Origin of the sequence: Marinobacter sediminicola, from assembly GCF_031157525.1 — a bacterium.
Taxonomy (GTDB): domain Bacteria; phylum Pseudomonadota; class Gammaproteobacteria; order Pseudomonadales; family Oleiphilaceae; genus Marinobacter; species Marinobacter sediminicola.
Map to the genome: position 1 here is coordinate 1 of NZ_JAVIXR010000001.1, position 12,201 is coordinate 12,201.

Sequence of the window (12,201 nt, forward strand, 5' to 3'; positions counted from 1 at the left end):
TGTGCGCTTGTCTTCGGCCGTCCTTGGCCTTCGACATTCCCGGGGAAGAGCCCCCACTGCCGCACCCTACATTAGTCGTGCCTGCCAGTGATTCGTAGGTGTCTGAACGCTTCGTCATTTCAACCAATCAACAACTGCATGTATTATCGATGGCAGTTAATTGAGCCACCCATACCCAGGAGTAGTAATGGAACCCATCCGTCCAGATGATGATGAGCTCAGAGCCGAACGGCCTATTGGTGCGCCGGAAAAGAAGGCGCCAACTCTGAAGAAGCCGAAATCGTCAGGCGAGAGTGTTGGTAAGAGTGGAAGCAAGAGCGCAGGGGGAAATCCCAAACCACCGAAGCAAGCCAAAGGTGCCAGCAATGGCGGCGGCAGTGGTCGAGCCGGGTTGGCTGTTTTGTGGTTGCTGGTGATTGCGGTAGCGGTTGCGTCAGTGGCGGGGTGGTATTCCCAGAATCAGCGTCTTCAGGTTTTGGAGGCGCAGTTGGAAGAGGCAGACTACTGGGCGCGGCAGAGTAAGTTGGCGTTGGCGCGGTTTGAGGGGGATCTTTCAGAGACTGGAGAGACTCTGGCAGAGAGCGGCGCGTCTTTGGCTGAGAAGCTGGAGGCCCAGAGTAAGCAGTTGGACGCAGCGGATAGTGAGATACGGAAGCTTTGGGTTATCGCAAACGAGCGAAACAAAAAGCAGCTGGAGGACCACCAGAACCGTATTGCAGCGGCAGAAACGAGGCTTACGGAGAACAAGAAGTTATTGGCTGATACGGGTTCTACGGTTGAGAAGGTTCGAGTGTCGCTGGGTGCCGATGTGGCCGCGTTAACGAAGCAAACAGAAACATCCGTGGCGGCGTTGGAAGCTGAAAATCGGCAGGCAGCAGAGCAGTTGACGACGTTGAGCAAGCAGTTAGCGGATGTTGATCAGGTGATTGAGCGAAGGGTGCGGCGCTTTGAGCAGGAGCAGAAGCTTGGGATCAGCGGCATCGAGGGGCGTTTGTCTGCTATCGAGAAGAAGCTCGCAGGCGTTTCGGGTAAAGAAAGTGAGCAGGCACTCAGGAATGAACTGGCGGCGATCAAGAGAGACATTCAGGCAATTGATTCTTCCCGCGCTCAGCTTACGTCAAGGCTTGTGCGGCTGTCACAAGAGGTGAATCAGCTTCGTAGCCAGGTCTCCGGGCAGTAACGGGTCGGGGGTTTATCAGAGTGGCGTCGCACTGGCCGTGGGCGCCCGGTTTCGTAACATTTTGTTATCCATCTCTTGCGGTACCTCTCATTTATACCGAGTGGCAGTTGCTATGATCTGGCAACTCACCAAAGGATGAAGAGTTAACAAAAATGAAAACCCCTGTGTCTTTTCTTGAGTCATTCAATCTGCGTACGTTTTCCCTCCGTGTGCTTTTGGTTACATCAATGCTATCTGTATCCGGGTGCACTATTTACCAGTCGATCGGGAAAAGTACCGGGTCGTTCTTGCACCCGGTGTCTGGCCATGATTTCGTGCATATTGATAACGACGACTGGGATCGCAAGCACGCCGTAATCTACTTTTATCGGACGCACTCTGAATGGGCCGACGATGAAATTGAGGCGCCCAGTGTTTACGTTGATGACTCACATTATTTCAATATCCGAAACGACAGTTATACCTGGCTGGTAGTCAGCCCCGGCGAGCGCCATGTTGCCATGCGCAGGCCGCTATTGGGACTTGAGGGGTTAAACTCGTTCAGTCTTAGCCTGATTGCGGATGCCACGTTTACCGTAGAGCCGGGCGGTATCTATTATTTACGGTACAACGAGCTGTCTGAGCCCTCGCAGGCTCACCCAGGGCTGGATCCGGAGCATCCGCTTGCTCAGGGTGATCTTCAGTTGGTTACCCGGGAATACGCGATGCAGGAAGGGGAAATAATCTCGACCCGCTTCCTGAATAGCGATTTGCTGGCACCGAACCATGCGGCTGCATCTATTGTGGAAGACAATGAAGATGCCGACTACGAGCGGCGCATAGCGCTTTTGGAAGAAGAGCGTGAACTGGAGTTGGAGCGGTTGGAGCGTGAAGGGTTGTATGAGCCGGCGCCCTGGTACTGGCCTTTTGGTGGTACACCATCGGTTCCATTGGAGTCGGATCAGAAAATTGCGCAGTTGGAGCAGGAGTACGCCCAGCTGGAGGAGGAGCGTAAGCGCCGTAAAGAGGAAAACTCCAGCGGTTGGTGGTTTTTCTAGGGTTTCCGGAAAAAGATTTGACACCGCCGAACAAATGCTTAAAATGCGCCTCTCACTTGGTTGAGCAATAGAGTCTGTTCGCAGGCAATATCAGCAAATTCAAGTGAGTGCCTTTGAAAGGTGACTGAAGTGGGTGGTTAGCTCAGCTGGGAGAGCATCGCCCTTACAAGGCGAGGGTCACTGGTTCGATCCCAGTACCACCCACCACTTTCTTTCAAGGCAAGTATCGGGCTCTTGAGTTCGGTACACGATTCAGGCTTAATGCCGGATCAATGCGGAGCGGTAGTTCAGTTGGTTAGAATACCGGCCTGTCACGCCGGGGGTCGCGGGTTCGAGTCCCGTCCGCTCCGCCACTCTTTCTGGGTGGTTAGCTCAGCTGGGAGAGCATCGCCCTTACAAGGCGAGGGTCACTGGTTCGATCCCAGTACCACCCACCAGATACTAAAAAGGGCAAGTCCATCGGACTTGCCCTTTTTTTTACTTCCCGATCAGTGATTGGCCGCACACTCGTACAACGTTCCCGTTTACCCCACCGGATGCAGGACTGCAGTACCAGGCAATGGTTTCTGCTACGTCAACAGGCTGGCCGCCCTGAGACACGCTGTTCATGCGTCGACCGGCTTCGCGCAGGGTCATGGGCATGGCTGCTGTCATCTGGGTTTCAATGAAGCCAGGAGCGACTACGTTGATGGTGACCCCGTTCTTTACCTGCTTGGCCATAGCTTCCACATAACCAATCACGCCGGATTTCGCAGCTGAATAGTTGGTCTGCCCGAAGTTGCCAGCAATGCCGCTGATAGATGAGATGCAAACAATGCGGCCATTTTCTTTAAGCAGATCGCGGCCCATGAGCTCGTCATTAATATGCTCTTCAGCCGTCAGGTTGACGGCAATGGTCATATCCCAGAAGTGTTCAGGCATATTTCCCAGGGTTTTGTCGCGGGTGATGCCGGCGTTGTGAATAACCAGATCTACACCGCCAAAGTGCTTTTCGATAAAGTCTGCGATTTTTGCTGGCGCATCTGCCGCCGTGATGTCGCAGGCCAATGCCTTGCCCTTGATGGCGCTGGTTACTTTTTCGAGCTCTTCCATGGCGGGCTCAATGTCCAGCCCGATCACTGTGGCGCCATCCCTGGAAAGGGTTTCTGCAATGGAAGCACCAATGCCCCGTGACGCGCCGGTTACCAGTGCAATTTTTCCGGTGAGAGGCGCCACCGGGTTTGTGGTTGGTGCATCGGTGGTTTTGCCAATACGAACGACCTGGCCGGAAACATATGCAGACCTTACAGACAAAAAGAAGCGCAGGCTGGATTCCAGTTGCTTCTCGGCATTGGGTGCAATCCATAGTAAGTTGGCAGTCGCACCTTTTTTGCCGATTTCTTTACCTACGGCGCGAGTGAAGCCCTCCAGAGCTTGCTGCGCTGCGGCCTGAGGGGCTTTGCGGCAAGTTGTCGGGTCTTGGCCTATGATCACTACTCGTGCATTGGCTCCGAGCTTTTTGATGGTGGGATGGAAAAAGTCGTAAAGAGCGCGAAGATCATCAGGGCCTTTCAGGCCTGTGGCGTCGAATACCAGCGCTGAAAACTTAGTTGCGTTATCTGAAGCCAAATCCAGCGCCTTTGCTTTATTCCCGGCTTTGGATGAATCTTCCAGCGATTCTTTGCCGCTGGCATGGTGCAGTGTTGCCGCGCTGGCGCCAAGCACGCCGCCAACCACCGCTATGGCTTTGCCGCCGTTGCCCGCACCAACCAGCACATCACCTTCAATAAACGGCTGGTCTGCGCGTTTGAGGCGCTTCAGCGGCACGGGTGATGGCAGGCCAAGGGTTTGTGCGGCTGTTTTGCCTACCGGGGTGTTTACGAGTTTAAGATAGATGTCAGACATGGGTTCGTCCTTGCGTTGATGAGATGTGTGGAGCATGTTGATGCACAGAGTAATGAATCCGCCAGCCATGTGATTGACTCAACGCTTGTGCGGCATTGTCATGCCTGCCAATGAGACGGCTGTAGTTAGCGCTAAACTGGCGTTCCTATACTGCTTATCTTGAGTGTAGGGGCATGAAGAAGGAGCCTTCTTCATGCCCTCTTACTCTGGAACTAAATTAACGAAAGGATAGCATCATGGCACAGGCTCAGAAGTCCAACCAGAAGAAACCTGCAGCTACAAAAGCAGCAGAAAAGGGCGCAAGTGGCGTTCGACGCGTTGCTATTCTTGGTGGCAACCGGGTTCCTTTTGCTCGCTCCAATACCGCTTACAGCAAGATCAGCAATCAGGAGTTATTAACTTCGGCCTTGCGCGGTTTGGTGGATCGTTTCGACCTCCAGGGCAAGCGCCTTGGTGAGGTTGTGGCCGGTGCTGTGATGAAGCACTCCCGGGATTTCAACCTCACCCGGGAAGCAGCGCTTAGCTGCGGTCTTGCACCGGAAACTCCGGCCTACGATATTCAACAAGCCTGTGGCACAGGTTTGGAATCTGCCATTCTGGTGGCTAACAAGATTGCTCTTGGCCAGATTGAGTGTGGAATTGCAGGTGGTACCGATACAACCTCTGATGCGCCCATTGGCGTAAGCGAAGGCCTGCGGGAAATTCTTCTCGACCTGAACCGTGCCAAGACGACTGGTGACCGGTTTAAGATTCTCAGCCGTCTACGCCCAGGCCACCTGAAGCCGGATATCCCGCAAAATGGCGAGCCTCGCACAGGCATGTCCATGGGTGCCCACGCCCAGGTTACGGCTCATGAATGGTCAATCCCAAGGGATGAGCAGGATTTGTTGGCGTGGGAGAGTCACCAGAAGCTGCTTAAGGCTTATGAGGAAGGTTTCTTTGAAGATTTGATGACGCCACTGGCGGGTCTTGAGAGAGATAACATCCTTCGCCCGGACACCACGCTGGAAAAGCTGGCAACTCTCAAGCCGGCATTCGATCGCGAGAACGGCACCCTGACCGCTGCGAACAGCACGGCTTTAACTGACGGCGCTTCCTGCGTACTTTTGGCCAGTGAAGAGTGGGCGAAAGCCAACAATTTTGAAGTAAAGGCCTGGCTGACTTTTTCGGAGGTGGCAGCGGTTGATTTTGTGGACAAAAAAGAAGGCCTGTTGATGGCTCCAGCCTACGCTGTGCCCCGGCTTCTCGAAAAAGCAGGCATTACGCTGCAGGATTTCGACTTTTATGAAATTCACGAAGCCTTTGCCGCTCAGGTTCTTTCAACCCTTAAGGCGTGGGAAGATCCAGCGTTTTGTATAGACAAGCTAGGTCTCGATAAGCCTCTGGGCAGCATCGACCGCGCTAAACTGAACGTGAAAGGCAGCAGCCTCGCCACTGGCCACCCATTTGCCGCCACGGGTGGGCGCATTGTGGCTACGCTCGCCAAGATTCTGGAAGAGAAGGGCAGTGGCCGGGGGCTAATTTCAATCTGTGCAGCCGGTGGACAGGGCGTAACAGCCATTCTGGAGCGATAAGTTGCCCGAAATTCGGAATAGTCTTTGACAGATCGGCCTCGGCTCCGTAGTATGCGCGCCACGGTGATCGAGAGACCACCAACCAGTTTGATGCGGGGTGGAGCAGTCTGGTAGCTCGTCGGGCTCATAACCCGAAGGTCGTAGGTTCGAATCCTGCCCCCGCTACCATATAAAAGAAAGGCAGATCAGTAAGTTACTGATCTGCCTTTTTTCATTTCTGATCTTCTATTTTCTTCCTTCTAAAAGAATACTTACAAAAGTATTTCCTTAAGAGAAAGTGTGTTCGCAGTAATTCGTTCCGCTCCTGTCGCTGTGATCCGTACCGTTTCACTGAAGCCAATACCAAATTCACCTGGTTTGCGCAGGCAGATCGGCAAGTGGAATACCATATCCTCTTCCAGAATTGCTTCGTTGTCAGCGGCGATGAACATCGAGCCAGCCACCCAGGAAGGAGGGAAAGCCGCGCCGACGGGATAGCCGAACACGCCGGAGAAGAAGGCGCGATCTACAAGGGGCGCAAGTTCAGCTTCACCCGCGCGTGCTGCTGATGCGAAGCTTGAACCGGCACGGGCTGCGGTCATCACCGCTTCGAGAACTGAAAGGCACACTCCATGGAACTCACGAATTTCGGCCGAAGCTTCGCCGACTATGGCGGTGCGCATCATCGGAGCAGTATAGCGCTTGCGTACGGCACCGAATTCTGTGAATACCACATCACCCTGTGCAACCGCGTAACCCGCATGGTTTGTATGAATGATGCCGCTGCGCATGCCAGTCGTTACGATCGGCTGCATGCTCATGAATTCGCTTCCGGCGCCTAGCATGGAACTGGCGCCAGCCTGAGCGATTTCATGGTCAATTGCCCCTTCTTGTATGACGGCCGCTGCTGCATCCAGACCGGCTCCGGTGATGGCGGCGCTTTCGGCAAGATAAGTCAGTTCGGAAGGAGATTTAACCAGACGAACACGATCAATCAGTGCGCCGAAATCGATAAACGTGGCAGCGCTGAGTTCACTTTTGAGTGCTAAAAGAAGCCCCGGCTGTGGCGCGCACCTGAGCAGCCAGTTCGCAGGCTACTGCCTCGGGCGCCTGCCACGGATAGCCGATAACTGTGTCGACCCGGCTCAGATACACAGCAGGACCGATTTCAATGGCAGGGACGAACAGTGCGGTTCGGTCTAGCGCCACAAGAAGCACGCACTGAACGGAAACCTCGAAGGTGGTGTATCCGGTGAGGTAGCACAGCTCTCCGGCGTCGGTCAGGAGCAGCAGGTCTAGCCCTGCTACGGCCATTCCCTGTCGAACGGAAGCGAGCCGTGCTTCGTATTCATCGGGTTCAAATGCCAGTACTGGCTCTGGAAACTGGTGCTGCAGCTTGTCGCGGTAGGTAATGTAGTCCATAGCCAGGTGCTCGCCGTTCCGGAAACCAGTTTCATTAAGCGTGTATTTGAGTTCGGTTTGCAAGAAAATGGTTTCCAGATGCCACGTTACCTAGAGCGCCTTGTGTGCGATGTCACCTTCTCGACCTCTAAGCATGTAATCGAAGTAAAATGGGGGCAGGGCGCGCTTTTTTACCTGCCAGTAGAATGCAGATTCTTTGAAGGGACTCAGTGGCAGAGTGGGTGTTACTTTGCCGCCATACACGAACTCTGCAAGCATAACTTTCCCATAACCTGTCACGATGGGGCAGGAGGTGTAGCCGTCGTAGTTTGCCTGAAGTTGACCGCTGGCGAGCTGAGCCAGAATGTTGGCCGCTGCTACCGGCGACTGCTTGCGAACGGCAGCTGCTGTTTTTGATGTTGGCAACGAACTGCAGTCACCCAGGCTGAACACGTTGGGGAAGCGCACATGCTGCAGCGAGTGCTGGTCTACATCTACCCAACCATCGGCGTTCGCCAGTGAGCTGGCTTTCACGAAATCAGGTGCGCACTGGGGTGGCGTTACATGAAGCAGGTCGAAACGTTCGGTTATTTCCCGGCTTTCTCCATCGCTATCGGTGAAGCGGAATGTCGCTTCTTTCCTGTCACCATTCACAGCGACCAGATTGTGGTTCATTAAAAGGCCGATGTTGTACCTGCGAGCCACTTTTTCCAGGTGCGGGACAAAATCCGGTACGCTGAAAAGCGCGCCGCCTGCAGCGTAAAACCTTAATTCACTCTGCCCGGCTGTCTGATTTTTTCGGAAGTAGTCTGCGGCTAGATAAGCAATTTTCTGGGGGGCACCGGCGCATTTGATGGGGGCCGGAGGTTGCGTGAAAAAGGCTTTCCCACCACGGAACTGTTTGATGCACTGCCAAGTGTATTCTGCCACTGACGGGTCGTAGTTGCTGCATACGCCATTGCGCCCCAAGGTTTCCCGCAAACCCTCTACTTTATCCCAATCCAGCTTCAGGCCCGGTGTGACGACCAGAATGTCGTAGCCAAGGGTGCGCCCGTCGTCAAGAGTAATCCGGTTTTGCTCCGGTTGAAGCGCCTTTGCGGCCGCTCTTATCCAGCGCGCGCCTTTCGGGAGGGTTTGTGCTTGAGGGCGAGCCGTTTTGGCAAGAGAGTAGGCGCCGCCACCCACAAGTGTGAGAGCTGGTTGATAGTAATGAACGTCGCTTGGCTCAACGATGGCGATATCCAGGCCAGGGCGTTGCCTTAGCAGCGATGCAGCAACACTGGTGCCAGCAGCACCGGCGCCGATAACGACCACTTGGTGGGTGTGTAAAGATGCACTCTGTGACATTGCTGATACTCCTTGAAGAAGCCTGCTCGAAGCTCCTTGGGCATAAGAAAAGTGGTATCAGCTTAAAAGGATTTAGATATTCTATGAAATGATTAAGATCATTTCGATTAGAGCTATTTGGAATATCTTTAATGTATATAAAAGACAGCTAATTAGCTCTTATATCGGAATTATCGATTTATTTGTCCTGTCTATTTCATTTTGTCACTCATTTGGCGATTCATAGAGTGCGGGGAGGTTTCATCAGGTTTGGCTGGAAACCAGTAATTTATTTACAGCCCACACGGATCATCCAACATGACGACAGATCTGAACTCATCTCCTCTCTCTGCGGATCAGCAGGCACGGTTGGCAGAGCTTCTTGACGGCATAAGTGAAGGGCAGCTTTACTGGCTGGCCGGTTTTCTGGCCGGAAAGTGCTCAGGTGGAACCGCGAGTTCGACGGCCCAAACCGCTGTTTCCGCAAGCGCGTCGACGCCTTCTGCTCCTGAACTGACGGTTTTATTCGGGTCGCAAACCGGTAACGCAGAAGAGCTTGCGCAGCAGCTAGCGGCCCGTGCTTCAGATAAAGGTATTTCCGCCAAGCTGGTGGATATGGCGGGCTATAAACCCAAGCAGCTGAAAAACGAGCAGTACCTGGCGGTGCTGGCGTCTACCCATGGAGAGGGCGACCCACCGGACAATGCGCTGGATTTGTATGAGTTCCTTCATGGCAAAAAGGCGCCGAAACTGGAGAGGCTTCGCTACAGCGTTCTGTCGCTGGGGGATTCCAGTTACGAGCATTTTTGCAAAACCGGTCAGGATTTTGACCGCAAGCTTGCGGCGTTAGGCGCAACGGCCCTGGCCGAGCGGGTGGATTGCGATGTGGATTATGAGGATCTGGCGGAAGGCTGGATCAACCGGGTTTTGGAAACCATTGCCAACGAAGCAGGCGCCAGCCAGCCTGCGGCTGCCCGTTCAGTAACAGCAGAGTTGACGCCAACCTCCGCCTTTAGCCGGAAGAATCCCTATTCGGCGGTCATTCTCACCAATCAACTGCTCAGTGGCCGAGGTTCCGATAAGGAGGTGAGGCACATCGAGTTGTCATTGGAAGACTCCGGCCTGGTCTATAAACCCGGTGACGCAGTGGGTGTATACCCCGAAAACAACCCGGCCCTGGTTAACGAGTTACTGAATACCCTGGGCTTTGACGGTGAGCAACGTGTCTCTGCCGATGAGCGTGATGTTCCACTGCGGGAGGCGCTCGCTTTCTACCGGGAGATTACCCTGCTTACTCCGCCGCTGATGAAACAGTGGGCAGAGCTGCTGAATGACGATGATTTAAAGGCTCTGGTGGCAGACAGCACAGAGCTGCGGGCCTGGACAGAGGGGCGCGATCTTCTTGACCTGATTCAGGCCCGGCCCATTGCCTGGCTGACACCACAGGACCTGGTGAACCTGCTGCGTAAACTGCCTGCAAGGCTGTATTCGATCAGTTCCAGCCAGGCTGCTGTGGAGGATGAAGTACATATCACGGTGGCCGCCGTGCGCTATTCCAGCTATGGCCGGGATCGTGAGGGTGTGGCGTCGGCCTGGTTATCTGACCGGATGAACGAAGGCGACCAGGTGCGCGTCTATATCGATCCCAACAAGAAGTTTGCGCTGCCGGATGATAGCAAGCCGGTGATCATGATTGGCCCCGGCACAGGCGTAGCGCCCTTCCGTGCCTTCCTGCAGGAGCGAGAAGAACGGGAAGCGGAAGGTGAAAACTGGCTGTTCTTCGGTGATCGTCGGTTCCGCAGTGATTTTCTCTACCAATCGGAGTGGCTCAAGTGGCGCCGTGATGGCCTGCTTACAAGGCTGGATGTGGCTTTCTCCCGGGATCAGGCTGAAAAGCGCTATGTACAACATTGCCTCAAGGAGAACGGTTCCGAGGTATGGGCCTGGTTGCAGCGCGGTGCCAGCCTGTATGTGTGCGGCGATGCCGAAAAAATGGCCCCGGATGTACACCAGGCATTGCTGGATATTGCCAGTGAACAGGGCGGGCTGAATCCGGAGCAGGCTGAGGATTACCTGCGCCAGTTAAATCGGGATAAACGTTACCAGCGGGATGTGTACTGATGAGTGGAAAATTGCCTGAAGCCGAAGTAATCAAGCGGGAAAGCAACTACCTGCGTGGAACCATTCTGGAGGGGCTGGCGGATCGTACCACCGGTGCCTTGCCGGAAGACGACACCAAGCTGACGAAATTCCACGGATCTTACCAGCAGGATCACCGGGAAGTGCGAGATGAACGTCGGCGCCAGAAGCTCGAGCCGCTGTATCAGTTTATGGTGCGTTTGCGTTTGCCCGGGGGTGTTCTGACCACGGATCAGTGGTTGGGCCTCGATAAAATTGCCGACGAGTGTGCGGATTCAACCTTGCGCCTGACCACGCGCCAAACGTTCCAGTTCCACGGCGTATTCAAGGAGCAGATGCAGCCGTTCATGCAGAAAATCCATGCTTTGGGCCTGGACAGCCGTGGAGCCTGTGGCGATGTGAATCGTAACGTGATCAGCAATGTGAACCCTCATCAGTCGCAGCTTCACGGGGAAATTCATGAGCTCTCTCTGGCAATCAGTGAGCGCTTGCGCTGGCGATCTGCCGCTTATGCCGAGATCTGGCTGGGGGAAGAGTGCGTCCAGAAACTGGGTGAGGAAGAGGAGCCGTTTTACGGGTACAAGTATCTTCCCCGCAAGTTCAAGATTGCGCTGGCGGTTCCCCCTGAAAACGACTGCGACGTGTTTGCCAACGATATCGGCCTGATCGCAATTGTTGAAGATGACCAGATTCGCGGTTTCAACGTGGTCGTTGGCGGTGGAATGGGGCTTACCTATGGCGATCCGGCCACCTATCCGCGCCTGGCTACAATGGCGGGCTATGTTGCGAAAGAGCAGATTGTCGATGCGTGCGAAGCAATCTGTGCCATTCAGCGGGATTTCGGTGACCGTACCAACCGCGCCCATGCTCGATTCAAGTACACCATTGATGATTACGGCATGGACTGGTTCCAGGAGCGCTTCGAGGAATACCAAGGGCACGCCTTTGCAAAACCGCGCTCGTTCAGCTTGAGCCACAACGGCGACCGGTTTGGCTGGGTTGAGGGCGAAGATGGCAATCAGCACCTCACGCTGCTTATTCCTACAGGTCGGGTGGCAGATACTGAAAGCGGGCTTTTGCGAACAGCGCTGCGCAAGATTGCAGAGGTTCACAACGGCAGTTTCAGGATCACCTGTAACCAGAATCTGGTGATTGCCAATGTACTGCCGGAGAAAAGGGCGGCGGTAGATGCCATCGTGGAGGAGTACAAGCTGGATGCCGGTACCCGCAGTTCGCCCCTGCGCCAGAACTCCATGGCCTGCGTTGCTCTGCCAACCTGTGGTTTGGCGATGGCAGAAGCCGAACGCTTTCTGCCGGAATTTGTAACCCGGGTTGAGAGAACCATGGCGGAAGAGGGGCTGGAGCCAGATGCCATAAATCTGCGAATTACCGGTTGCCCAAACGGCTGCGCCCGGCCATATTTAGGGGAGATTGCACTGACTGGCAAAGCGCCTGGCAAATACAACCTCTACCTGGGGGCCGATTTCTCAGGCCAGCGTATGAACAGGTTATACCGTGAGAATATTGACACGGACACCATATTGGATGAACTGCGCCCCCTGTTTCGCGCCTATCAGCAAGAGCGCGAAGCGCAGGAGCGGTTTGGTGATTTTCTGGTCAGAGTTGGTATTGTGGAACAGGAACGCACGCCGGCTATGTTGCATCAACCATTGCAATGAAC

9 protein-coding genes and 4 tRNA genes are annotated in these 12,201 nt (G+C 54.5%); 9 read left to right on the plus strand and 4 right to left on the minus strand.

Annotated features, from left to right (window positions below; genetic code table 11):
* Positions 1–187: 187 nt before the first annotated feature.
* From RG807_RS00005 to RG807_RS00025, 5 genes are all read left to right on the plus strand, one after another.
* Positions 188–1,180 carry a hypothetical protein gene (locus RG807_RS00005; protein ID WP_309043017.1) on the plus strand — a complete coding sequence of 331 codons (993 nt, stop codon included), beginning with the start codon at positions 188–190 and terminating at the stop codon, positions 1,178–1,180.
* Between the two features lie 152 nt (positions 1,181–1,332).
* Positions 1,333–2,217, plus strand: a complete 885-nt coding sequence (locus RG807_RS00010; RefSeq protein WP_435404642.1) for a DUF2846 domain-containing protein — start codon at positions 1,333–1,335, stop codon at positions 2,215–2,217.
* A gap of 131 nt (positions 2,218–2,348) precedes the next feature.
* Positions 2,349–2,424, plus strand: a tRNA-Val gene (locus RG807_RS00015).
* A 69-nt stretch (positions 2,425–2,493) separates the two neighbouring features.
* Positions 2,494–2,570: transfer RNA gene (locus RG807_RS00020), tRNA-Asp, on the plus strand.
* An 8-nt stretch (positions 2,571–2,578) separates the two neighbouring features.
* Positions 2,579–2,654, plus strand: a tRNA-Val gene (locus tag RG807_RS00025).
* 40 nt (positions 2,655–2,694) lie between these two features.
* Here the strand turns inward: RG807_RS00025 and RG807_RS00030 are convergent.
* Positions 2,695–4,101, minus strand: a complete 1,407-nt coding sequence (locus RG807_RS00030; RefSeq protein ID WP_309043018.1) for a 3-oxoacyl-ACP reductase — start codon at positions 4,099–4,101, stop codon at positions 2,695–2,697.
* A 236-nt stretch (positions 4,102–4,337) separates the two neighbouring features.
* Between RG807_RS00030 and RG807_RS00035 the strand changes: the two genes are divergently transcribed.
* Positions 4,338–5,675 carry an acetyl-CoA C-acetyltransferase gene (locus RG807_RS00035; RefSeq protein WP_309043019.1) on the plus strand — a complete coding sequence of 446 codons (1,338 nt, stop codon included), beginning with the start codon at positions 4,338–4,340 and terminating at the stop codon, positions 5,673–5,675.
* A gap of 91 nt (positions 5,676–5,766) precedes the next feature.
* Positions 5,767–5,843: transfer RNA gene (locus tag RG807_RS00040), tRNA-Met, on the plus strand.
* Between the two features lie 83 nt (positions 5,844–5,926).
* On the opposite strand, the gene RG807_RS00045 is transcribed toward RG807_RS00040, so the two are convergent.
* The 3 genes from RG807_RS00045 to RG807_RS00055 are packed head-to-tail and all read right to left on the minus strand — an operon-like array spanning position 5,927 to position 8,402.
* Positions 5,927–6,736, minus strand: coding sequence for a M24 family metallopeptidase (locus tag RG807_RS00045; RefSeq protein ID WP_309043469.1), 810 nt, complete (start codon positions 6,734–6,736; stop codon positions 5,927–5,929).
* Positions 6,687–7,139, minus strand: coding sequence for an aminopeptidase P family N-terminal domain-containing protein (locus tag RG807_RS00050; RefSeq protein ID WP_309043020.1), 453 nt, complete (start codon positions 7,137–7,139; stop codon positions 6,687–6,689). Before RG807_RS00050 ends, RG807_RS00045 begins: the two co-directional genes overlap by 50 nt.
* A gap of 27 nt (positions 7,140–7,166) precedes the next feature.
* Positions 7,167–8,402: an NAD(P)/FAD-dependent oxidoreductase gene (locus RG807_RS00055; protein WP_309043021.1), complete on the minus strand. Its 1,236-nt coding sequence runs from the start codon at positions 8,400–8,402 to the stop codon at positions 7,167–7,169.
* Between the two features lie 297 nt (positions 8,403–8,699).
* Here RG807_RS00055 and RG807_RS00060 point away from each other — a divergent pair, with 297 nt between their 5' ends.
* Both RG807_RS00060 and RG807_RS00065 read left to right on the plus strand, forming a co-directional pair.
* The gene (locus RG807_RS00060) at positions 8,700–10,502 is read left to right on the plus strand and encodes an assimilatory sulfite reductase (NADPH) flavoprotein subunit (protein ID WP_309043022.1); all 1,803 of its coding nucleotides are present in this window, start codon (positions 8,700–8,702) and stop codon (positions 10,500–10,502) included.
* The gene (locus RG807_RS00065; RefSeq protein ID WP_309043023.1) at positions 10,502–12,199 is read left to right on the plus strand and encodes an NADPH-dependent assimilatory sulfite reductase hemoprotein subunit; all 1,698 of its coding nucleotides are present in this window, start codon (positions 10,502–10,504) and stop codon (positions 12,197–12,199) included. The genes RG807_RS00060 and RG807_RS00065 overlap by 1 nt, the downstream gene beginning before the upstream one ends.
* Positions 12,200–12,201 lie beyond the last annotated feature (2 nt).